This is a genomic window from Neptunomonas concharum (genome assembly GCF_008630635.1).
Classification (GTDB): Bacteria; Pseudomonadota; Gammaproteobacteria; order Pseudomonadales; family Balneatricaceae; genus Neptunomonas; species Neptunomonas concharum.
In genome coordinates this window covers 1,142,748-1,166,951 of record NZ_CP043869.1, presented here as the reverse complement: position 1 = coordinate 1,166,951, position 24,204 = coordinate 1,142,748, and the positions used below count along the sequence as shown (strand labels likewise).

General features: G+C 46.4%; 20 protein-coding genes. 9 read left to right on the top strand and 11 right to left on the bottom strand.

All coding sequences use genetic code 11. The features are described from left to right. Positions 1-7: 7 nt before the first annotated feature. From F0U83_RS05450 to F0U83_RS05415, 8 genes are all read right to left on the bottom strand, one after another. Complete coding sequence (locus F0U83_RS05450; RefSeq protein ID WP_138988573.1) at positions 8-445, bottom strand: YcgN family cysteine cluster protein; 438 nt, start codon at positions 443-445, stop codon at positions 8-10. Beyond that, entirely contained in the window at positions 445-735 is a 291-nt protein-coding gene (locus F0U83_RS05445; RefSeq protein ID WP_138988572.1) for a YcgL domain-containing protein, read from the bottom strand. Before F0U83_RS05445 ends, F0U83_RS05450 begins: the two co-directional genes overlap by 1 nt. A gap of 6 nt (positions 736-741) precedes the next feature. Then, the gene (gene rnd / locus F0U83_RS05440; RefSeq protein WP_138988571.1) at positions 742-1,920 is read right to left on the bottom strand and encodes a ribonuclease D; all 1,179 of its coding nucleotides are present in this window, start codon (positions 1,918-1,920) and stop codon (positions 742-744) included. Positions 1,921-1,928: 8 nt separating this feature from the next. Beyond that, positions 1,929-2,525, bottom strand: a complete 597-nt coding sequence (gene recR, locus F0U83_RS05435) for a recombination mediator RecR (RefSeq protein WP_138988570.1) — start codon at positions 2,523-2,525, stop codon at positions 1,929-1,931. Between the two features lie 2 nt (positions 2,526-2,527). Then, entirely contained in the window at positions 2,528-2,854 is a 327-nt protein-coding gene (locus tag F0U83_RS05430; RefSeq protein ID WP_138988569.1) for a YbaB/EbfC family nucleoid-associated protein, read from the bottom strand. A 17-nt stretch (positions 2,855-2,871) separates the two neighbouring features. Further along, complete coding sequence (gene dnaX / locus F0U83_RS05425) at positions 2,872-4,737, bottom strand: DNA polymerase III subunit gamma/tau (protein ID WP_138988568.1); 1,866 nt, start codon at positions 4,735-4,737, stop codon at positions 2,872-2,874. A 68-nt stretch (positions 4,738-4,805) separates the two neighbouring features. Continuing rightward, complete coding sequence (locus F0U83_RS05420; protein WP_170221903.1) at positions 4,806-6,419, bottom strand: sugar diacid recognition domain-containing protein; 1,614 nt, start codon at positions 6,417-6,419, stop codon at positions 4,806-4,808. A gap of 75 nt (positions 6,420-6,494) precedes the next feature. Further along, positions 6,495-7,559: a TRAP transporter substrate-binding protein gene (locus tag F0U83_RS05415; RefSeq protein WP_138988566.1), complete on the bottom strand. Its 1,065-nt coding sequence runs from the start codon at positions 7,557-7,559 to the stop codon at positions 6,495-6,497. Between the two features lie 181 nt (positions 7,560-7,740). On the opposite strand from F0U83_RS05415, the gene F0U83_RS05410 reads away from it, so the two are divergent. The 6 genes from F0U83_RS05410 to F0U83_RS05385 all read left to right on the top strand — a co-directional run bounded on the left by F0U83_RS05410 (position 7,741) and on the right by F0U83_RS05385 (position 14,661). After that, on the top strand, positions 7,741-9,687 hold the full coding sequence (locus F0U83_RS05410) for an ATP-binding protein (protein ID WP_138988565.1): 1,947 nt from the start codon (positions 7,741-7,743) through the stop codon (positions 9,685-9,687). Next, complete coding sequence (locus tag F0U83_RS05405; protein ID WP_138988564.1) at positions 9,684-11,033, top strand: sigma-54-dependent transcriptional regulator; 1,350 nt, start codon at positions 9,684-9,686, stop codon at positions 11,031-11,033. Before F0U83_RS05410 ends, F0U83_RS05405 begins: the two co-directional genes overlap by 4 nt. 193 nt (positions 11,034-11,226) lie before the next feature. After that, the gene (locus F0U83_RS05400) at positions 11,227-12,207 is read left to right on the top strand and encodes a TRAP transporter substrate-binding protein (RefSeq protein WP_138988563.1); all 981 of its coding nucleotides are present in this window, start codon (positions 11,227-11,229) and stop codon (positions 12,205-12,207) included. A gap of 59 nt (positions 12,208-12,266) precedes the next feature. Then, complete coding sequence (locus F0U83_RS05395) at positions 12,267-12,785, top strand: TRAP transporter small permease (protein WP_138988562.1); 519 nt, start codon at positions 12,267-12,269, stop codon at positions 12,783-12,785. After that, positions 12,785-14,092, top strand: a complete 1,308-nt coding sequence (locus F0U83_RS05390; protein WP_138988561.1) for a TRAP transporter large permease — start codon at positions 12,785-12,787, stop codon at positions 14,090-14,092. The genes F0U83_RS05395 and F0U83_RS05390 overlap by 1 nt, the downstream gene beginning before the upstream one ends. Positions 14,093-14,214: 122 nt before the next feature. Further along, the gene (locus tag F0U83_RS05385) at positions 14,215-14,661 is read left to right on the top strand and encodes a hypothetical protein (RefSeq protein WP_138988560.1); all 447 of its coding nucleotides are present in this window, start codon (positions 14,215-14,217) and stop codon (positions 14,659-14,661) included. Between the two features lie 11 nt (positions 14,662-14,672). Here the strand turns inward: F0U83_RS05385 and F0U83_RS05380 are convergent, their stop codons facing one another. Next, positions 14,673-16,142 (bottom strand): protein adenylyltransferase SelO, encoded by a 1,470-nt coding sequence (locus F0U83_RS05380; RefSeq protein WP_138988559.1) that lies wholly within the window; start codon positions 16,140-16,142, stop codon positions 14,673-14,675. A gap of 155 nt (positions 16,143-16,297) precedes the next feature. Between F0U83_RS05380 and F0U83_RS05375 the strand changes: the two genes are divergently transcribed. From F0U83_RS05375 to F0U83_RS05365, 3 genes are all read left to right on the top strand, one after another. Next, positions 16,298-16,621, top strand: a complete 324-nt coding sequence (locus F0U83_RS05375) for a DUF3301 domain-containing protein (RefSeq protein WP_138988558.1) — start codon at positions 16,298-16,300, stop codon at positions 16,619-16,621. A gap of 120 nt (positions 16,622-16,741) precedes the next feature. Next, a complete protein-coding gene (locus tag F0U83_RS05370; RefSeq protein ID WP_138988557.1) occupies positions 16,742-18,622 on the top strand; it encodes a PhoX family protein in 1,881 nt (626 codons plus the stop codon). Between the two features lie 77 nt (positions 18,623-18,699). Continuing rightward, positions 18,700-20,337, top strand: coding sequence for a hypothetical protein (locus F0U83_RS05365; RefSeq protein WP_138988556.1), 1,638 nt, complete (start codon positions 18,700-18,702; stop codon positions 20,335-20,337). On the opposite strand, the gene mdoH is transcribed toward F0U83_RS05365, so the two are convergent. Both mdoH and F0U83_RS05355 read right to left on the bottom strand, forming a co-directional pair. After that, entirely contained in the window at positions 20,334-22,532 is a 2,199-nt protein-coding gene (mdoH, locus tag F0U83_RS05360) for a glucans biosynthesis glucosyltransferase MdoH (protein WP_211343701.1), read from the bottom strand. The genes F0U83_RS05365 and mdoH overlap by 4 nt on opposite strands. Next, the gene (locus F0U83_RS05355) at positions 22,520-24,106 is read right to left on the bottom strand and encodes an OpgD/OpgG family glucan biosynthesis protein (protein WP_138988555.1); all 1,587 of its coding nucleotides are present in this window, start codon (positions 24,104-24,106) and stop codon (positions 22,520-22,522) included. The genes mdoH and F0U83_RS05355 overlap by 13 nt, the downstream gene beginning before the upstream one ends. Positions 24,107-24,204: the final 98 nt, after the last annotated feature.

Here is a 24,204-nt window from a genome sequence, read left to right as displayed (position 1 = left end):
TCAACTATTATTCGTCGAGCACATAATCTATCAAGTCATCTTCACTGATCTCATTATCTTTTACCGAATAGATGTGCAGGACAGATGCGCCCGCATCAATCACTGAGTTCTCTTTTCCCGATATAAGTGGGTGCCATTCCGGTAAGGGCTGACCTTCATAAATCAATCGATACGCACACGTAGGAGGCAACCAATGAAATGCCTCTACATCCTCAGGGCGCAGCTTCACACAACTAGGAACCAGCTCGGTTCGTTTTTCGTACTGCGTACACCGGCAACTATCATCCATTAAATGACACACCACCGTTGTGTAAAATACTTCTTGCGTATCTTCATCTTCAATTTTATGAAGACAACACAATGCACAGCCATCACAAAGAGATTCCCATTCAATGGATGTCATTTGATCAAGCGTTTTACTCCGCCAAAAAACTTCTTGAGCCACTATCGGACACCTGTTTCAGGGCGTTCCTGATAAAGATCCAGCATGTAGTCCTCTTTAGGCGGTGGCATTTGAAGATAATATCCTTTCTCTTTCAAATCACTGAGTAGCTTTTCTGTATCATCGATACGCGCTAGCTTCCTGTCTTTAGTCAATGGCATATCCATCACGTGATGTGGCTTACCAAACATTTCAAGTAGCGGTTCAGGAACCCGAGTTAACTGATCTCGTTTATCAAGATAGAGATACATCTCATCTTTTCGAGCACTTTTGTAGATAGAGCAAATAATCATGATTAATTAGCCGTTGTTCGTAAATTTATTCAGTTGATCGAGTAAAGCATCGCCAATTACCGCTTTGCGCCAGCCTTGGAGACCGCTTGGTAATTGATACTGCCCAGTATCCATACCTGAACGCACAAGCGCATCCAGATCCTTTTTCTTAAGAAGCACCTCTTGGGCAACGTCAAGTCGATGAGCAGTGTCCCGAGCAATCGTTTTCAGCCGTTTTAGGCGCTTATTCCACGAAACATGCAATGGACGGTTAATAGCGCTGACAGGATTCTCCTTTGCGCTAGTCTGCGAGGTTGCAAGCAACCCCAAGATCACATCACCATCTTCCTTGACGACGCGGTACTTAATATCTTCGAGCCTTGATAGCTCATGCTTTGTTTTTGGCCAGCGCTGAACAATGGCGATAATGGCTTGGTTTCTTAAAATGCGGTTACGCGGAACATCCCTTAAGCGGCTTTGCTGTTCCCGCCACATCGTTATATCCCGTAAGGCGGCCAACTTGTGATCTTGCAATCCCGACATCTGACTAAAACGACGATAATATTCTTTACCTTCAGGGTCTGTATCAATAGCTTGCGATAACGCAACGAGAGACTCTTCTTCAAACCATGAGAGGCGACCCAGCTTGGTTAGCTGATCTTTTAACTGTAGACAGATGGCAGGCAGATAAGCGACATCCAGTGCCGCATATACCTCCTGCTCAGGACGTAGTGGACGTTTTAGCCAATCTGATGTGGTTTCCCCCTTACCCAGTTGAATGCCAAGGGCGTGTTCAACCATACGTTGAAGCCCCATGGTAAAGCCCCAACCAACAAATGCTGCTGCCAGCTGCGTATCAAATATTGGCGTGGGTAGCGCACCCAGTGTGTGGTTAAAGAGCTCTAGATCTTCACTGCCCGCGTGAATAACCTTGAGTACATCACGGTTTTCAAATAACGCGACTAACGGCGAGAAGTCCTTGATACTCAGCGGATCTACGAGATAACAACACTGATCGTCAGCAATTTGTATCAAGCCTGGAATGGGATAAAAGGTATCAACTCGCTGAAACTCGGTATCGATGGCAATCATTGGTAAACGCTGCCAATACTGACAGCGCTCATGCAAAGCTTCATCGGTGACGATATGCTCAGGCCGCTGAGCCGATACCTCTAAAACCGATACCTCATAGGCTTGCTTATTCAATCAAAACCTCACCATTGTCGTCGCCCTGCTAGTGCATGGGCAAGCGTTCCACCATCGACATACTCAAGCTCACCTCCGACGGGTACACCATGCGCGATGCGGGTAATTCGAGTTTCACAGCCCTTTAAGCGCTCTGCAATATAGTGCGCTGTCGCCTCACCCTCTACCGTTGGATTCGTAGCCAATATAACTTCTTTCACCTGTTCTGATGTGACTCTATCAATCAAAAAGTCGATTCCCAAGTCTTCTGGGCCGACGCCATCAATCGGGGAAAGATGCCCGCCGAGCACATAGTAGACTCCAGCAAAGCCACTGGTTTGCTCGATCGCAAGTACATCCATTGGCGATTCAACAATACAGAGCAAAGAGCTTTCCCGACTAGGCGATGCACAAATATCACATATTTCTGACTCGCTCAGCGTACAACACATGCGGCACTGTTCAACCTCTTGTGCAGCTACCTTCAAAGCATCAGCTAAAGTAAAGGCGCCCTCTCTATCTCGCTCAAGAAGATGAAATGCCATTCTCTGAGCTGATTTTGGACCGACACCAGGTAAACAACGCAATGCTGTGACCAGTTGCTGTATTAATGGGCTGAAAGACATGATCAGAACGGCATATTAAACCCTGGAGGCATACCCATACCACCAGTGACTTTTGCCATGCGCTCCTGCGTCGACGCTTCCACTTTGCGTACTGCATCATTCACAGCCGCAGCGATCAAATCTTCTAAGATATCCTTATCTTCTTCTAACAAACTATCGTCAATAGAGACGCTTTTAACATCATGGCGCCCCGTCATTACAATTTTGACTAACCCTGCGCCTGACTCACCGTTAACTTCTGCATTGGCAATTTCAGCTTGTGCTTTTTGTAAGTCTTCTTGCATTTTTTGGGCTTGTTTCATCAAGTTGCCCATTCCGCCTTTCATCATTTTTTCTACCTCAAAATTTATGGGTCAATAGGATAAATAGAATCGGGAATAATCTTTCCACTAAACTGACTTAATAGCTGTTGTACATGCGGGTCAGTTTCAAAATCATTAATCGCCCTTGCTAATCGTTCTGCTTTCAGTCGCGCGAAATAGTCGGCGGGCGTCTCCTGAGTTTGCACAGCTTTATTAAAAGCAACAGATAGCGTTTGCTGAAAATAACCAGCTAATGCTTCTTCAATTCGCTGCTGCTGTACGTCGTTCAGAAGCGCTTCTTGCTCTGCACGAAAATGGAACAATAACTGAGATTCAGACACTGATTCCAACGAAAGGTTGCTGGCAATACTAGCCGTCATACCACTGAGCCCTAAGGCACCCAGTAAAGATACCCAATGAGAAGGCTGTAGTGCGGATAGTGATGTTGGCAAATCGACAGTCAATTCATGATCTACCCCACCCGTATCAACCACTTGAACTGTAACAGGGTGATCGGCGGCGGGTAATGCTCTCTCATGGACGGTATTCACCTCAGCCTGCTGAGCAGGCAAAGGCTCAGCTATAGGCTTTTTTCCATTAGGTTCCTCTTCTATCTGAGGAGGAAGGTCATACTCATCATAGGGAGGAGGCTCAAGATCAGATGCTACTACAACTGTTTCAGGGGTAACTACCGGCAGCTCAGGTGCTGTTTTCACAGGCTCAACCACACTCGGTTTGTTACTCGCCTGTGTCACAACATCCTGTTTACTCGTGCTCGGAGCAGTAACAGAAGCGTCGGCTAATTCGATAGATGAGGCTTTTGCATCCGCTGGTCGAAAAGCCAGCATTCGCAATAGAATCATCTCAAGACCTTCCCGAGCATCAGGTGCGAACGGCAGGTCTTTACGCCCCATCAGTGCGATTTGATAAAACAGTTGTATATCTTCTGGACGGATCTTATGCGCAAGTGTAGATACTTGAGTTTGATCCCCCATACTATTATCGACCGCTTCCGGGAGCACTTGGGCTACTGCAATACGATGCAATAAGCTAATAAGGTCTCCAAGTACCGTCATATAGTCGGGGGAAAACTGCGCAAGGTCCGACACGGATGCAAGCAGCTCAGATGGATCTAACGCTACTAATGCATCCAGAATGCGATATACCAAACGCTGATCAATGGTCCCGAGCATGGCACGAACATCATTTTCAATCACTGCGCCCGCGCCAAAAGCAATTGATTGATCGGTCAAACTCAGAGCGTCACGCATCGAACCATCAGCGGAGCGTGCTAATAGCCACAATGCAGGTTCTTCGTAGCGAATTTGCTCTTCGTTAAGCACATAGGCCAAGTGGTTGACGATCTTCTCAGGGATCAGATTTTTTAAATTAAACTGTAAACAACGGGATAACACCGTGACGGGCAATTTTTGTGGATCGGTCGTTGCCAGCAAAAACTTTACATGGGGTGGCGGCTCTTCCAGCGTTTTAAGTAACGCATTAAAGGAGCTGGTCGATAGCATATGCACTTCGTCGATCAGATAAACTTTAAACCGACCGTGCGTAGGTGCATATTGGACGTTTTCGAGTAATTCGCGAGTATCTTCTACTTTTGTTCTTGAGGCCGCATCCACTTCTATAAGATCGACAAAGCGCCCTTCAGCAATTTCGATACAGGCACCACATTGGCCACAAGGCTCAGATGACACACCCGTTTCACAGTTCAACGATTTCGCGAATAAACGGGCAATGGAGGTTTTCCCTACTCCACGTGTACCTGTGAAAAGATAGGCATGGTGAAGGCGATCATCATCAAGTGCATTGACCAACGCTTTAAGGACATGTTCCTGCCCTACCATTTCGGTAAATCGCTTAGGTCGCCACTTCCGGGCTAACACTTGATAACTCATAATTGGAAGACGCCATTATTCTAAAAACAAACGCTAATGCTACCGGTTAAGCGGATTAATGGCTACCGTTAGATGACTTCCAAAGTACCTTGTCGCTGGGGAATTTCTATTTCAAAACGCACACCTTGGCCTAGAGAGGAGCTGCACTCGATTGTTCCACCTAACTGCTCAGTGACTATGTTAAAAATGATGTGCATGCCCAGCCCACTACCCACACCACGCTTAGTTGTGTAGAAGGGTTCATAGATACGTTTTCGAGACTCGGCATCCATCCCTTTACCGTTATCTTTATACACCAGTACCAAACTCTCAGTGCCTTTGGGTAAAACACAAAGGGTGATAGCACCATGAGATTGGTTTTCAAAACCGTGAGTTAAGCTATTCACAACAAAGTTAGTAATAATATGGGCAAAAAGATCTGGGCGAGCTTTGATTTTTAGATTATCGGGGCAGTTAACCACCGTATTAAAGTTCGTTCTACTCAACTTCGGCCCTAAACTCGTCAACACTTCGCCTATATAGAGCCCAAAATCAAAAAGCCGCGGGTGCTCACTGCTTTGATCAACCGCAATCTGCTTAAAGCTTCGAATAAGTCCCGCTGCCCGATTCAGGTTGTTCTTGATAATATCGTAGGATTGGAAAGCCTCTTGCAGATAATTTTCAAGGTGCGTACGACCCATTGCGCCGCTTTGATAGCGTTCTTGCAGGGATTTAAGTTCCTCCTCTAAATGGGAGGCGACCGTCACACAGACGCCCAGTGGGGTGTTAACTTCATGAGCAACGCCAGCAACCATCTCACCTAAACCCGCCATTTTTTCTGATTGTTTAAGCGCCTCTTCCATAATTTTTTCCCGTGTGACATCAGCACCTGTACCACGATAGCCTCGTAAATTTCCCTCCGAGTCAAAGAAAGGCTTTGCACTCACCTCGATAATAAGTGTCTCATCTGCGGGTGTTTTAATCTCGTAACATAAATTCCTAAAGCCCCGACGCTCTTTTTGCAGCTGGCTAATTTCTTCCCACTGGTTTCGATTCGTACTCAATAATAGTTTACCAAGGACTTCATCACGCGTACGCCCTAACACCTCTTCAGGCGTAAGTCCCACAACGTCGTAGAATATTTCAGATAGGTATACATATCGATTGTCAGCATCCGTCTCCCACAACCAATCTGAACTAGACATCAAGGTGTCATTTAAACGTTCTCTGCTTAAAATTAACTCAGCCTCAGTTTGCTTGTGTCGCTGAATCTCTTTCTCTAGTTCAGCCGTCCTTTTTCTCACTTCAGACTCTAAGACAGCTTTATGCTCTATCTCCCGCCCTATATCACGCAGAATAGCGTTAACGCAGATCCTCACCACCTCTGCATACCGACGTGCTTCTTCTAGGGGGGCCGTTACACCAATATTAGCTATGCGGTCACCTTGGTATTCAAGAGGTAGGTTGTATCCTTCATAAACATCATGTGCCTTAGCAGTGGCTCCATCGACTGCGAAAAAATCAACTTCCCCCCTCATGACTTTTAACGCACCATAGTGCTGTTCACCAATTCGTAATTTATTAGAAGAGGCTATGATAATCCCGGAAGCATTCATTACGTTGATGTTGTAACCAATCGCCGCTGCTATTTGTTCGCAGATATTTTGAAATATTTTTGGATCAAGAAATGAAAGACGGTCCATGCACTTACTCCACTCCGTTTTTAAATTGAGTGTAGAACACATTGCACCGTCCGTGAAATAAGACAGCAGCAAACCTTACTGCAATGTGACATCGGCCCTTAAGTTAAGCACTTTCCCTACGGTTCGATTCCAATTGGCCGCACACTCTGGACCGCAACGTTGAGTCCATCGCGGCAGAATAACCTCTTGCGCGATTTTATTGCGAACCTCCAAATCCTGATCAGAAGGCTGAGCTAATATCATATGTCCATTTTCACCTAGACTACAGGGGCCCGATGCCAAGCAATCTAACGCTACCGCATCTTCGGTTGCCGTTTCACGCCACATTTTCTCAGTTAGCTTAGCTATTTCATTTTGCAGCAATGTCTTTTGAGCTGGGTTAAGTAAATTCCATTTATCCCTATTCATCGCTCCAAAGGCCAACCCCCAACCTACGCGTAGCTTGAATCCATAAGGAGTCGCTTTATACAGCTGGCTCGCATACGCTGACATCGTGCCAGTAATCACACAATCGATGAGATTTTCTTCAAGCGCTTTAGGCACATCCAAAAAAGGGACGCTGACGGGTGTCGCACCAACCCCCTCAACAAAATCACCTAGCGTGGTTAAAAACACCCGAATTCGTCGATCTTTGAGATCTCCAATGCTATTAACAGGCGTTTTACACCAGATCATTTGGCTTGGAAAGGGATATAACATCATCAACTTTGCATTGTATTTTTCTGAAAAAGCACGGGCCAATGTTGGAAAATAGGCGTCTGCCACTTTACGCTGCACCGTGATATTTTGCACAAGAGCAGATAGGTCGGCTCCTTCAAAAATCTCATTTTCAGGCATAACATAACCTGGTAAACCAAATGCAAAATCAAACACGCCATTTTTAATCAAACGGATAATCTCAAACCCTCGCAACCCCAATTCATCTTGCGGCTTGATCTCTCCAACAATCTCGCCTTTGGACACCTCTGCTATATGTTGATTCCAAAACGGACTTTCATGTTTAGGGTAGTTGCTAAAGTACCCCCACGTTCCTACAGCTTTAATGATGATGGTGTCATTAGCTGCAATACCACGGCTCATAAAAGCAACCAGAAGTACCAGAGCAGCAGCTCCCAGATTTTTTTTCGACAGCATTCTCATAAAGCGGCTGTACCCTATTGTTGTGTTATTGGTAGCAATGTGACCACCCTAAGGTATTAAATGCTACTCTGAGCGTATCCTACTCAGAATTCAAGTTAAGCGCATACACTTGAGTATGGGAAATTTTCATTACAGACCGAAATAGCTATTATCCATCTACAGAGTTTCAGAGCCTTCAACCATGAACAATATTTATAACCTAGGGATTCGCGGGCGTTTTTTCTTTGCGTTTGGCGTACTGAGTGCACTGACTCTCGTAGCAACGATAGTTAGCTGGATATCCTACAATCGCTTAGGCGATGAACTCAATAACGTAGTAGAAGGTAATATTCAAACCTTAAGCTTGATTTCAGATTTAAAGGAAGGTGGCACAAAAATCACTCTCATGGCACCTACTTTGCTGGCTACTGAGGATGAGCAAAGTCGCCAACAACTTTTGCAAAAGTTGAATACCAATATTGAACACATGATCGAACTTATACCCCGTCTTGCGTCAGTGACTCCCAATAATGAAAGCCAAACATCAATTCTTGTTCAGATCGATAATCTCCAGCAAACCCTGAGTCAACTGGATAGTAACGTACGCCAGAAACTTGACTTATTCCAAGAAAAAACACAAGAGAACAAACGACTCAGATGGGCAGGCTCCCGCTTCTTGTCTGAGATAAAAAACGTTACTGAACGCGCCCAGCTCAATCTATTTCGTCGTATAAATCAGGATTACTCCGATGCTTGGGCGGTACTTAATTATTTTGGCAGAGAGTCCGCCACTGAGATCAATGCGGACCTACAGCGCCTCTATCGTATCGAGGCTGATGTTAATTTACTGGCTAATTTAGTAGATCGTGCCGGGCACCTACCCGATTTAAACTCTCTTATTGCCACCCAACTCCATGCAGAGGAGATTATACAAAGGGTCAATCAGGATGTGCACCGCGTGAATCCTTTATATGACACTAGGCGGCTAAAACAGGCTATCGCCAACATCGTCTCTCTGACACACGACAAAGGCAATATCTTTTCTCTTCGCAGCCAAGAGCGATTAATTTTACAAACGGGCCAGCAACTGTTGGTACAAGTTCACGAGAAACTCGGCAAACTCAATCAATTGATTACCAAGCGGTCTAATGACACTCAAACTGCGGCGCAAATGTCTGTGCTTAACGCACAAGATACCATCAGAAAAGGACGTATTTGGATGTTACTGATGGTCAGTGCGAGCTTACTGTTCTCAATTTTAGTGGTTTGGCTATACGTAGGCCGCAATATGGTAGCGAGAATTACCAGTCTTGATGCAAGTATGCGCGCTATCGCCAATGGCAATCTGGAAGAAAGAGTGCAAGTTAAAGGGGGTGATGAAATCGGAGCAATGGCACGCTCTCTGGTTCGTTTTAGAGATCAACTCTCTACTCTTCAGGAAGAGCTGGTTCAAGCGGGAAAACTGGCCGCCCTAGGCCAGCTTTCTGCGGGCATCGCTCATGAAATAAACCAACCACTTTCGGCTATTGGCCACTACTCCCATAACGGCTTACGTCTGTTACATGCAGGTCGCTTAGAGGACACCGAAAAAAACCTCAACCAAATATCTAACCTCACAAAACGAGCGACCATGATTATTACTCGTTTAAAGTCGTTGGCTAGAAAACAACAAACAAACTGGGTTCCGGTTGATCTCCAACAGGTGATAGATAATGTATTACTGATGCTGGTGGGTGATGAGGTTAGAAAACTAACGGACATACAGGTCTTGTTCCATGAGATAACAAACCGTGTTTATGCTGATCCGGTACAATTGGAACAGGTTGTGCTCAATTTAATCACCAACGCATTAGATGCCATTGCTGAGCAAGAGAGTAAACAGATCTGTATTGAGTGTCGGCACCTGCACGATAACCGCATAGCCCTGTTTGTAACGGATAATGGCCCCGGCGTTAGCCCCGAGCTACGTGAGAATATTTTTGAACCGTTCTTTACCACAAAGCGACGAGGGCAAAGCTTGGGGCTTGGCTTATCGATCTCGTTTAATATCATCAACAACTTCGGGGGCAAACTCAGCGTCGTAGACGAACCCAGCAAAGGCGCTTCGTTTTGTATCCAACTACCTAAATATCGGAGAAGTAAATCATGAGTGCAGTGATGAACACTGGCGAGGTTATTATCATAGATGATGAGGAGATCGTCCGTGAAGCCATGGTTCAAACACTCGAACTCGACGGTTTTGAAGCCATGGCCTTCGAACACCCTCTTGAAGCAATCACCAGATGCTCTATGAGCTGGATGGGCGTTGTCATCTGTGATGTCAGAATGGAGTTAATGGCAGGATTAGAGGTTCTGGAAAAAATACTTGAGATTGACCCTGAAATCCCCGTCATCATGTTTAGCGGCCACTCCGATATCGCTATCGCGATTCAAGCTATACGCATGGGGGCTTACGACTTTCTCGAAAAGACGGAGGATCCACAACACCATATCAACACCGTTCAAAGAGCCTGGAGCAAACGCCAGCTTGTTCTGGAGAATCGCCAGCTAAAACAGGCGATTCAAGGGCAACATGAGATAGATCAGCGTTTAGTTGGCCAGACGGCCGCCATGATTCGCCTACGAGAGTCTGTTCTACAACTGGCCCATGTCGATGTGGACCTCATTATTAATGGTGCAACAGGCACCGGTAAAGAGGTTGTTGCCAAGTGCCTCCATGATTTTAGCCCCCGGGCTAAAAGGCCTTTTGTCGCGCTGAATTGCGGTGCAGTGACAGAATCCATTATTGAAAGCGAGCTTTTTGGGCACGAAGCGGGGGCTTTTACTGGTGCCCATAAAAAGCGTATCGGAAAAATTGAATATGCAAACGGCGGAACCTTATTCCTCGATGAAATAGAAAGCATGCCCGCTTCTCTTCAAGTTCGATTGCTACGTGTATTACAGGAACGCACATTACAGCGCTTAGGTGGGAACCTAGATATCAATGTCGATATTCGTGTCATAGCGGCTTCCAAAGCGAACCTTCGCGAAGCGGCCGATCAGGGACTCTTTCGTGAAGACCTTTTTTACCGCTTAAATGTTGCAAGTCTTGATATCCCCAGCCTTGATGATCGAAAAGAGGATATTCCTGTCTTGTTTAGCCACTTTACCGACCAAGCCAATCAACGCTTTGGCCGTGAGAACAAGCCCGTGCCGGAACAATTACTTCGACAGCTTAGCCAACAATCTTGGCCTGGTAATGTCCGTGAACTGAGAAACGCTGCAGAACGCTGGGCCTTGGGCCTGCCTTTAAATCATCCAATAGAGACGCCTCAAATATCCCATGAAGGCAGCCTTGATGAAAGAGTCGATCAATACGAGCGGGATTTAATTATCGCCGCTCTGACAGAAAATAAGGGGCAAGCTGAGCTGACAGCACAAGCTTTGGGCATCCCCCGTAAAAAGCTCTATCTAAGAATGAAAAAACATGGGCTTGAGCGCAGTGATTATCAATAACAATTGAGTCAAAATTGACTCAACTATTCAAAAAAGGCGAGTTAAAATTAACTCAAAAATCAAACAAATTTTCTTAGATTTTATTTAATTAACTGATTTTATTGAACTTATTATTCTGGCACAGTGGTTGCTCCAGATTAGGTTAGCAATATGCCATCGGTATTGTTGTAAAACCAATATTTGGAGAATAATAATGAGATTCACAACCAAAAAAACAGCTATCCTGCTTGCGTCCCTGATCACCTTGGGTTCAGCTTCTCATGTGGCAGCAGAAACACAATGGCATATGCCAACCCCTTATGGCGATGCCAATTTGCCAACTCAAATTGCTCATGAATTCGCGGAAGAGATCAAAAATAATACTGCCTCAGAACTGAATATCGTGGTTCATTCAGGCGCGTCATTGATCAAGCACCCAGAGATTCCTCGTGCGGTCAGGACAGGACAAGTACAACTAGGTGAAGTCTTTATCGGCATTATGGGAAACACCCATCCCGTCTTTAAACACGACAACATCCCTTTCTTGGCAACCACTTTCGAGAGCGCAGAAAAACTATGGCAGGCCGCTAAACCAGAAGTTGAAAAACAGTTGAATAAAGAAGGTATGATGCTGCTTTACACTGTCCCTTGGCCTGCGCAGAGCTTGTATACCATCCTCCCGGTCAATACATTGTCGGATCTAAAAGGTCTGAAAATGCGCGCTTATAGTCCCTCCACATCCCGCTTAGCCGACCTTATGAATACCACACCCACAACCGTGCAGGTACCTGAAATCCCACAGGCCTTCAGTACAGGTATTATTGATGCAATGATCACCTCTCCATCCACCGGGGTGAATGGCCAAGCGTGGGATTACCTTAGCAACTACACCGATGTCCGTGCGTGGATTCCTAAAAATATCGTGGTCGTAAACAAGCGTGCCTTCAAGCGTTTGGATAAGCAGACTCAACAAGTGATTCTGGATGCCGCTGCTAAAGCCGAAGCTAAAGGCTGGGCAGGCGTTCGCGTGAAAGCAGAAGAAGATACTAAGACACTCGCCAAGCATGGAATCATCGTATCTCAGCCTTCTGATGAGCTCATGACTGATCTTAAGAAAATTGGGGCCATCATGATTGAGGAATGGAAGGCAGAAGCACCCGAAGTTGAAACGATTCTATCTAACTTTAACCAGTAATCTTTAATGTTAACTGACCCTGCTGAAGCGGCAGGGTCTATCAGACAAGAGGGATTACCATGCGTTCTCTACTCAACACACTCTATCTGGCATCCGGATATTTATCAGGCTTATGTATCGCGCTGATTACCCTGATTATCACCTCTCAAATTGTCGGCCGGTTATTTGGTTTTATCGTGCCTTCGGCTGAAGATTTTTCAGGTTATGCGCTAGCGGCGGCAACCTTTTTTGGTCTGGCTTACACCTTTCGTGAAGGTGGGCATATCCGAGTAACGCTGGTTATCCAGAATTGGAGACCACGCTTTCGCTATTTTCAAGAACTCTGCGTGCTCCTCTTTGCACTGTTACTGGTCAGCTTTATGTCTTTTTATTCGGTGCACATGGTGTGGGAGTCCTATGTTTTTGAAGAAGTGTCTTCAGGCTATGTATCCGTCCCTATTTGGATGCCGCAGGTACCCGTAGCACTCGGGGTGATTGTATTGAATATTGCTATTCTTGATGACGTTATCGCCATGCTTAGACGTCAATCTCCCTCCTATAAAGCCCACGAAAACGAACTACATTTGGAGGAGGTCTAATGGACACGGCTATTATTGGAATATCGCTAGCTATTTTCATGCTAATGATGCTGGCACTCGGCGTTTGGGTATCCCTAGCACTGTTTGGTGTAGGTGTTTTAGGCCTCTACCTGTCTGGGAATGATCAGATCGGCTTGTTATTTGCCACATCCACGTGGGGGGCTAGTACCTCGTGGTCTTTGACAGCCTTACCCCTGTTTATTTGGATGGGCGAAATCCTGTTTCGCACACGTCTATCCGAAGACCTGTTTAAAGGATTATCTCCTTGGTTAAGTGGCCTACCAGGTAAGTTGCTCCATGTTAACGTACTCAGCTGTGGTATCTTTGCAGCGGTGTCAGGCTCTTCAGCCGCAACCGCCGCAACCATAGGCAGAATGACACTACCGGAGTTAAAAGCACAAGGCTACAGTGACCGAATGGCTGTAGGTACCTTGGCAGGATCAGGCACCCTTGGCCTGCTTATTCCACCCTCTATCATTCTGATCGTCTACGGAGTAGCCGCCGAGGTTTCTATAGGCCGGCTATTTATCGCAGGTGCATTACCTGGCTTGTTGCTGGTGATGCTGTTCATGGGATATACAGCTATATGGGCGCTGCTTAATAAGAAAGAGTTGCCAAGACACGACAAAGCACATGTCTCTTTTGCGACAAAGCTGAAAGCATTGAGATTACTTCTGCCTATTATGTGCTTGATTGGCTTTGTTTTAGGCTCTATCTATGGTGGTTTAACGACCCCCACCGAAGCAGCCGCTTTAGGCGTCGTTGGTGCACTGTTCTTAGCAGGTATCACAGGGTCTCTCGATTCAGAAAGCTTTGGCGCCAGTTTAATGGGAGCGGTCAAGAGCTCCTGTATGATCGGCCTGATTCTGGCAGGTGCTCACTTCCTGACCCTGGCGATGGGCTTTCTTGGCATCCCACGAGCACTGGCGGAGTGGATTGGAGAGATGTCTTTGTCACCGGGTATTTTGCTGATCTATCTCACCATACTCTTCGTCGCGCTTGGCTGCTTTCTGGATGGTATATCTGTCGTAGTACTCACCGTAGCCGTCGTACTACCCATGGTACAGCAAGCAGGTATCGATTTGCTCTGGTTCGGCATCTACATTGTGTTAGTGGTCGAAATGTCCCAGATAACACCACCTGTTGGCTTTAACCTTTTTGTTATTCAGGCGCTAACTGGAAAAAATATTTTATACGTCGCACGAGCAGCGCTACCTTTTTTCTTATTGATTCTGCTAGCTGTCATATTGATATACGTTTTCCCAGAAATTGTGACCTACCTACCGATGTCAATGAGTCAGAACTAGGTAGAAACAAAGCATAGGGCTGGGTAATAACTCAGCCCTTCATGCCTAGCAAGCGGCAAAGGTGATTCACCATCAAGCTTTTGCTATTATTTTCCTGCATTTAGGATAATTCAGGATTTCTGATGAAACAGCTACCACTATGGATTGGGCTAGTAGTGACGCTCAACATGACCCCAGCTATTGCGCAGGGCATCACGCCAACCATTTGCAAAGCCATTACAAACAAAGCAGAGCGCGAACGCTGCATCCTGCGCTACTCGGTAAACGAGCGAAAGTCCGTTAGCGATCAGGCACGTCAAGAGAGCCATCAGAAAGCAAAGGAAGCTCATTTCCAAGCGCAATCTAAGGCGTTAACCAGTTACAAGGCACCAAAGGTGACCCGCAGAAACTTAAACTTTATCAATTTTTATATTGATGATGTGACGCACACTCAGTATCTCGATTGTACCGCTTACGACGCTCGAGATAAGGCGCTATACAAAGAACGGGTTCGTATCACCCCACCCCGATCCAGCTTTACCTTTAAAGCGCCACCTAAAACGTACCCAACCAGCGTTACTTGCCGTTAACAGAGGCTAATTTACGATGAGCAGCTGAGGCTAATACCTGACGCCCACTCAGGTGGCGCTTCAGCATAATGAGCAAACTCAGCTTTCTCTTCAAACGGCTTTCTGACAACGGCTAAAAGTTCATTTACCCCTTGGTAATCACCTTGATTCGCGGCTTTAATTGCCTCTTCGGCCATATAATTACGTAAAAGATAACATGGGTTGACGGCCCGCATCTGCTGTTGGCGAATCGGGGGACTAGCAGCCTCTTTTGCTAAACGATTACCATAAGTGAACATCCAGTCCTGCGCTGGCGCGGCTTGGCCAAAGTGGGACAAGCATCGATCCAGACTAGGTTGCTGGGAAGGCTCGAAGCTGCAGAGATCCCGCAAAAAACGATTCAAATCAATTCGCTGAGCAGAGGCCAACGTGATTAGCTGGTCAACTAATGCATCATCCCCCTCTCTTTTTACCTGTAAACCTAGCCGTTTGCGCATAAGTTGATAGTACGCTGTCAGATAAAGTGACTTATATTCATCCAGTAATCCAATCAGCTTTTCTTTGCCGGTCAAAGGCAGTAATGCTTGCGCTAAACAGGATAGGTTCCAAAGCACGATATCCGGCTGGCGCTGAAAAGCATAACGCCCCTGATGATCGGTATGGCTACTGACAAAATCAGCTCGATAGTTATCCATAAAGGTGTAGGGACCATAGTCAAAGGTTTCCCCAAGAATGGACATATTATCTGTGTTCATCACACCATGAACAAAGCCGTAAGCTTGCCATTTAGCGACCATATTGATTGACCGATCGCGTATTTCACGAAACATCGCTAAATATGGATCACTCTCTTGAATGAGATCGGGAAAGTATCGCTCCAAACAGTATTCTGCCAAGCGCTTTAGATCATCATGCTTTCTGCTGTAATAGAAGTGCTCAAAGTGACCAAAGCGGATATGACTCTGGCTAACACGCAATACCATAGCACAAGGCTCCATCCCCTCACGTAAGGTATATTCATGACTGCCAATTAAGCAGAGTGCCCTTGTCGTTGGAATATTAAGCCCATGCATCGCTTCACTAACCAAGTACTCTCGAATACTGGAGCGCAATACAGCCTTGCCGTCTCCAAAACGGGAAAAGGCAGTCTTCCCGGCCCCTTTCAAATGTAGATCCCAACGCTCTCCTTGTTGGTTCACCACTTCGCCTAACAGCAAACCTCGCCCATCCCCAAGGTCGGGATTATAAGATCCGAACTGATGGCCAGCATACTTCATCGCCAACGGTTGGCTGGTTGGTAATAAACCGCCACCTCCAAAATAATAGGCCAGCTCATCCGGATTAACCTTACAGGGATTAAGGTCCAATAGCCTTGCCACCTCAGGATTAAAACTGATCAGATGCGCACCTTTAAGGCTCGTTGGCGTATTTCGCTGATAAAAATGCTCAGGAAAGTCTAAATAACCGTTTTCAAGAATAAGCGATTGTAAGGTGCCCAACATAAATACTCTTCAGCTTTGGTATTGAGAAGCTATACCTTAGCATTTTAATCAGGTATTTTCATCTATGGATCTCTGCGCTATTTATACGCAGGATAATCCTTTATTTTCAGTCAACTTTACCGCAAACTCAGCTTTCATTATGAAAACTAATCGCCATGTATATTGAATTATCAGATCTCCTGCTCTTTACGCTTATCTGCGGCTGCCTTTGGTACTGGTGGGCGGCACAGAAAGTTAAAGAGATTGCCCTAAAAGCCGCCAGAAAAACCTGCAAAGAAGTATCTTTACAGCTTTTAGATGAGAGTGTCAGCCTGCGCGCACTCTGGTTAAAGCGGGACGATTCAGGGCAAGTGCGCTTGTGGAGACGCTACATTTTTGAATTCTCATCCACGGGAGAGGATCGCTACACCGGCAAGATTATTATGCTTGGCCATCGCATCACCCACATAGAGCTACAACCCCACCGATTGGCAGAGTGAACACTAACACGCAAGATAGTTATCACAAATCTGTCACCATTCTTTCATCTTCTGTTTCCATACTTTGCCGCTGTTCACACACGGGCTCTTTTGGTTCAAACCAATATGGAAATCTCTATAATGAAAAAGAAAGTCATCGCGCTGGCAGTAGGTTCAGCGATTGCTATGGGTTTAGCGGGCTGCAATAACTCAAGCAAAGACAAGACCACAGAAAACAAGTTACTTCCTAAAGAATCAACCATCAGTTTCAACGAGGTTCCTGCACCGGTTACTGATGCTGAAAAACGCGCTATTCTTGCATCTACGGCTAGCGTAGATACTGGTTCTGAAACCCTGGACCTTGAACTAGGTTACAAGATCTTTGCACGCTCTGGTGATCAGTTTGATAACGCCGTGTTCGGTCAGCTAGTAGATACGAACGGTAATCCAATGTACGGCGATGACGGCTCTGCAAAGATTTCCAACTCCAACGAATTCACCTCGTTGCTTCCTAAAGGCGACCGCCTCTTCTCTGTATCCCAGTTTGAAAGTCGCCCTGGTGCTATGTTCTTGTTAGAACTCAAGCAGGATAAAGAGAACGGTAAACTCAGCGTGATGGACGCATGGCAGATTGACCAGTCGGGTGTTAATGGCGGCTGGGTACATTGTGCTGGATCTGTAACACCTTGGACAACTCACTTAGCGTCAGAAGAGTACGAGCCTAACGCACGTAAATTGGTTACTGGCGCTGACGCTGCAGAAGATGGCTACACAGCACCATTCTTAGATTACTTTGGTGGTGATCAGTCTAAGTGGAATCCTTACCAGTTGGGTTGGAACATCGAAGTCGAAGTTGATGCAGCCAGCGCCGAAGCGGATCCTACAGCGGCTTCAACCAAGCATTATGCAATGGGTCGCCTAGCGTTTGAGCTCTCTTACGTTATGCCAGATCAAAAAACCGTCTATATGACCGATGATGGAACCAACGTTGGTCTTTATATGTTTGTTGCAGATAAGGCAGGCGACCTGAGCGCAGGTAACTTGTATGCCATGAAATGGAACCAGACTAGCGCATCTGGCGTTGGCGCAGCAAATTTAGAGTGGATTAGCTTAGGTCACGCTAACAGCGCTGAATTGAAGCCCCATATTGAAGGGGATATGCAAGTTAAATTCGCTGATATTTTCGAAACAGCCGATGCAAGCGAAGAGGGTAACTGCCCCGAAGGTTTCACCAGCATCAATGCGGGCGGAAACGGTCAGGAATGTCTCCAGGTCAAAACCGGCATGGAAAAAGTGGCTTCTCGCTTAGAAACACGTCGTTATGCAGCCATGATGGGTGCAACAACCGAGCTACGTAAAGAAGAAGGGATCACGTTCGACCCTACTCGTAATAAGATCTACCTAGCGATGTCAGAAGTAGCTCGCGGCATGGAAAGCTTTAAGAAAAATGGTTCTGAAAGCAGCTCTTATGACGCAGGTGGTCCTGATCATATTCAGCTTGCTGGCTTTAATCGTTGCGGTGCAGTTTATCAGTTGGATACGATGGCAGATGCAGCAATGGGTTCTTCTTACGTTGCTAAAAATATCTCTGCACTGGTTACCGGCATTCCGGCTGATGACGGCTACGGTGATGGTACAGAAAATCCGATCGTTATGAACCCAACTGATTTTGATAACAGCCAAAACAAGTGTCATATTGATGGTATCGCTAACCCCGATAACGTCGCCTATATGTCTGGCTGGGATAAATTAATCATTGGCGAAGATACCGGCTCTGGACATCAGAACGACGTTATCTGGGCTTATGATTTAAAAGATAAGTCGCTAACACGTATTCAGACAACACCTTACGGTTCTGAAACCACTTCACCCTACTGGTATCCAAACATCAATGGTTGGGCCTACCTAACCAGCGTCGTACAGCACCCATACGGGGAATCTGACAAAGATAAAGATACCGGCAGTGGCGAGAACCGCGCCTACACTGGTTATATCGGGCCATTCCCTGCAAAAGCAGAATAACGTCCGAAAACTATACAAGGGGGCCTAGCCCCCTTTTGCCTTTTCTCACACTCTCGTTTTAACGGTCGTTACTGATCATGGTCACAAAAAAAACTTTCCTTTGTATACTTCCTATCTGGTCACTCACCACCCTTGCTTTAGCAAACGGCACGGTTAATCCAACACCTTATATACCTGCACAATGCTATACCAATCCGGTAAGCGACAATGGCCAAGTAGCCAACCCCTGCTATGTTTGCCACACCCAGAGCATCAAACCCAACTTTCTAAACGACAGTGATGTACAGACATCCTTTTCTTTTACCGAGCCCGCGCTCAACAATCATTGGACAAACTATTTCAAAGGGTTCTCTGAACGCGCTCAACAGATCAGCCACAAAGCGATATTAGACTATGTGCGTGAAAACAATCTGATTGATCAACAAGGTAATAATCAGTTAGCCCACTATATTGAAAAAAACATCGACCAATATGACAGCAACCAAAATGGTCGCTGGGATGGCTACCTACCGGATATCTACTATCAGTTTGACGAAGAGGGGTTCGATTTGCGCCCTGATGGAAGCGAAACAGGCTGGCGCTCGTTTGCTTACTACCCCTTCCCTGGCGCTTTTATGCCGACCAACGGCTCCAGCGATGATGTCATTATTCGCCTACCCTCTCCCTTTAGAACCGATGCTCATGGCCAACCTAGCCGCCACATCTACAAGACCAATCTGGCCATTATTGAAGCACTCATTAAGCAACAAGACGTACCTATTACGCCAACCGATGAGAAAACACTGGACGTTGACCTAGATAAAGACGGAAAACTCGATATAGCGCATATTGTTCGCTATGACTGGGCACCACTTGAAGGTCGCTTCATGAGTTACGTCGGCCAAGCCAAACAGCTGTTAGCCTCAAAAAAACTACATTTAGCAGCAGGGCTTTACCCAGAAGGCACAGAATTTATCCATTCTGTACGATATTTAGATATTAATCAGCAGCAAACCGTCAGCATGGCACCTCGCATGAAAGAGCTACGCTATGCGCGAAAAACCCATTGGATGAACTACTATCAACTGGAGCAAATTGCGGCAAAGGAGCTTAAAGAACGGCATGACTTCCCTGACCGCACCAAACAGATCATCGGCTCAGTTGAATCGGGTGTTTCTATTCCTCAAGGTTGGGTTTATCAAGGGTTTATTGAAAATGCACAGGGCAATCTCAGACCTCAAACATTGGAAGAGCACGCCTTTTGTACCGGCTGCCACTCAGGTATCGGGGTAACGATAGACACCACCTTCGCCTTTAAACGTAAACTGAATAGTGATCATTTCCAACAAGGTTGGTATCACTGGTCACAAAAAGGCCTGCAAGGCGTCGTTGAGCCACGCAGGCAAAGTGACGGGGAGTATGAATATAGCTTCTATCTAAAACAGAACCCAACCGGTGATGAGTATCGCTCCAATCAAGAAGTGAAGCAAAAATTCTATCATCCCGATGGTTCACCGAAAACCGAAGCATTCACGGCTCTACATACCGATATTTCAGAACTTCTGCTACCTAGTGCCGAACGTGCGCTGGCACTCAATAAAGCTTATAAAGCCTTAGTTGAAGAGCAATCATTTACACAAGGGCGTGAGTCAATATTGGTTGATGGTGACGTTGTATTTGAGTCCGTAGAGTTGGATCAGGAAACGGGGATAAAAGAAGCGATCAACTTCTTTTAACCCACGTTAGCGGACTCTGGCTGTGCGAATGCGTGATGTACGTTTTCGCATAGCTCTTCAGGTAGCTGAGATAACTGGATAAACAATTGCCTATTTGACACCACTCTCGCCAACTCAGGCTGAGTCAAATAGTGTAGCGCCTCTGTCAGGGTTTCGGCTTGTGACAGTTTTTCACGTGCCACCACCTCTAATGCATCGACTTCCCCCTTACGAAGCGCGGTTGGTACATCCATCAAGTTACAATGGAGCGCTTGCCAGCGTGGTTCTTTTAAAAAATCACGAAAGCTAGGGCTGCTTGCAATCAATGCATCATATTCAGCTCGAATGGGAAGCATCGCGCGCTGAACATCGGGTTGGGACACCTCCTCTGGCGTTCTCAAGATGCCCCATTGTTTAAGCCGCTCACCTACTTTTTGGTCACTTGTTACCATCGACAAGGGTACAGAAAGCAGCATTCCGGCGATCGCTGGAGACAACCAAGCCAGTAATGCTGTCGAGTTCAAACCAGCCGCAATCGTAAGAAATACGCCCATTATCATATGCCAACGATGTCGATAAATCAGCTCGCGAATAGGCAAGGAGCCATCTTCTCGACGTTGGGGATTCCAGCCAGCGTCACGACCTAGGAAAATAGAGAGTACAGCCCCAGAATGAATCAACATCATCACCGGAGCAACCAGCGCAGATAGCACCACTTCAACGACAAAACTGACTAACAACCGGCTAATCCCCCCCACTGCCCGACATGCAGCTGAGTGCCGTATGAACGCGATAAGGCCTAATATTTTGGGTGTAAACAAAATCAGCATGGTAAAAATAAACAAGTTCAGTGCTTTAGCGGCATCCATACGAGGCCAACTTGGGAATAATGAAAACTCGCCACTGAAATATTCAGGGCGGATGAACTGAGCCTGTAGTGCTAGAGCTAAGCCTGACAAAATAAGCAACAACCACAGTGGGGAAGATAAATAAGACATAATACCTGTCATCAGGTGAATACGGCTTATCCAATGCAGGCCTTTCGTCGGTAAAACACGACTATGCTGTAAGTTCCCTTGGCACCAGCGCCTGTCTCTAATCGCTAAGTCGACGATAGAAGGCGGGCACTCCTCATAAGACCCCTCCAGATCATCAGCGATCAGTACCTTCCAACCCGCTCTTCTGAGAAGTGCAGCTTCAACAAAATCATGGCTTAATATATGCCCACCAAAAGGAGGTTTACCTTTTAAGTCGGGCAGCCCTGCCGACTGCATAAATGCCTGCGTGCGTATGATGGCATTATGCCCCCAGAAGTTACCTTCATTTTGCGTCCACCATGAAAGCCCTGTGCCCATAACCGGGCCATACACACGTGTCGCAAACTGTTGTAAGCGAGCCATGATGGTAGTACCGTTGATGAGACGTGGAATTGTCTGGATTAAACCGGCATCCGGATCTGCTTGCATACGCCGTACAAGCTCAAGCATCGTACTCGCTTCCATCAAGCTATCCGCATCTAACACCAGCAAATACTCATAGCCCCCGCCCCAACGGCGACAAAAATCTGCTACGTTACCCGCTTTTCTGGCAATATTTCGATTCCTGCGTCGGTAATAAACCGAGATAGACTGATCGCCAAGGCGCTCCCGTAGCGCAGCAAAAGCAATCTCTTCTGCTATAGCGATTTGGGGGTCTGTGGTATCACTAATAACAAACCAATCAAATGCTTGTCCTTGACCCGTACTAAGAATTCCACGAGACATGGTCTCGATAGCGGCAAAAACCCGCTCGGGGGATTCGTTATAGGTTGGCATTAATACAGCTGTTTTGGAAACAGAGGGTGGCATTGTCCTGCTGCGACCTAGTAAGGCGCGCTTCCAGACTGTCAAAAAGCCTGCAATCGCTCCCGTAAAAGCAACGGTAATCCAGCTAAACGTCAGGCTAAACAGCGCTAAGACGATATACTCAATAAAGGTGAGCCCTGCAAAAGATAGCACTGAGTACATTTCATAAACTCCCCATAAGGAGAGTAATACAGCACCACCTAATACCCACCAGCGCCGAATGGCCAGCGACGATGTATGCTGGCGAACATGTTCAGCCGCACAGCTTAGCGACTGAACAGGCATGTCTGCAGGCTGTTCAGGAGGCATACCTGAAGCAAATGATGTTTTTAGTGCATCCCCTCGCCTCGCAGACAAGCTTAACGGGTCCACTGATACATCCAGCTCTCAGCTTTTCGACCATCATCAAAAAGCAGATTTAGACGCAGCTCAATCAAACGTTCATCTTCTGGATCTAGTTCGAAACTTACACGATATCCCTTCGTCTCTGGGTTATATGCAACCACAACATGGGAGACGCTTCCTGCAGAGTGCTTGACATCAGCTGTAGGTAGCACGTCAGAACCGACTGAAGAGGCAGGAAAGCCATAGTCGACCACAAACAAGCGCTCAGGCGAGGGGCCACTAATATCCGCGCGACCACTGCGCGTAGCGAGGACGATTGCCTCATCTGATTGTGCCTGAGGGCCATCTCCCCATAGCAAACGATAGGCAAAGCTAAACTCAGTACCGGCAGGAATACTCTCTTTAGGAGACCAATAAGCGACTATATTGTCATGGATTTCGGATTCAGATGGAATTTCAACCAATACCACTGAGCCTTTACCCCAATTGCCAACAGGCTCTACCCATAAGCTCGGACGCTTCTCATAGCGCGCTTCCAAATCCTGATAGTTCTTAAAATCCCGGTTGCGCTGCATCAAACCAAAGCCAAGTGGCCCGTTATCCATAAATGCACTGGTCCGTAAGTCCTGAGGATTAGACAAAGGCCTCCACAACCTCTCACCACGACCGTTCAGCATTAATAAACCATCAGAATCATGCACGCGAGGCCTGAAATCATCGACATTCTGGCGACCATACGAGGAGAACATAAACATACTGGTGCCAGCACCTAAACCAATCTTTTTCAACTCGACTCTAGGAAATAGCGTTGCTTCCACATCCATTGCTGTACTGCGCCCTGGGCGTATTGTAAAGCGATAAGCGCCAGTCACACTGGGGCTATCCATTAACGCATAGACAACCACTGATTGGCTGTCAGGTGTTGGTTTTTCTATCCAAAAGGCGCGAAACACAGGAAACTCTTCGCCATCAGGCTCTGCTGTTTTTATAGCAAGGCCTCGGGAAGAGAGCCCGTATGCCTGATGCTTACCTAAAGAGCGGAAATAACTCGCCCCCTGAAACACGACCAATTCATCTAAATAATCGTCACGATTGATCGGGTAATGTAAACGAAACCCCGCAAAACCAATATCCTGTTTTGGCAGCGGTTTCTGCATAACATTACCTGTTGAAAACAGCTCAGGAGAATAACTTAGGTGTTTAGCCACCCCTTCATCCACAATCGCAATTTCTACAGGGTCCTGAAAGTAGAAGCCTCGATGAAACAACTGCATCTGAAAAGGCAAAGACTCATCGGCCCAGATAGCGCCCTCTGGATTAAAGCGAATATCACGATACTGGTCATAGTTAAGATCCTGCAACGACTCAGGCAAAACAGACAAAGGGGCCTTATACGCTTTCTTCGAAAGCTTACGAGCAAGCTCTGACACAGTATCACGGCTGAACTTTCCATCTACAGCGTAAAGACTAGCATCTCCCCCTGCTTTTTTAGCAGCTAAAGCGGCATCGCTCACCACGATTAACGCAATAAAAACTAAAGAAAGGGCAGGCTTAAGTTTAGTGAATACCCATTGACGGACACGGCATAATAGATCGGACATTTTATTAGAAATCTCAGAACGATAAGTAAGCGCTATGACTTTTTGCGGAGGTCATTCAGCGCGTGCAATTTACGCTTTTTTTACACTAATGCAAGTAC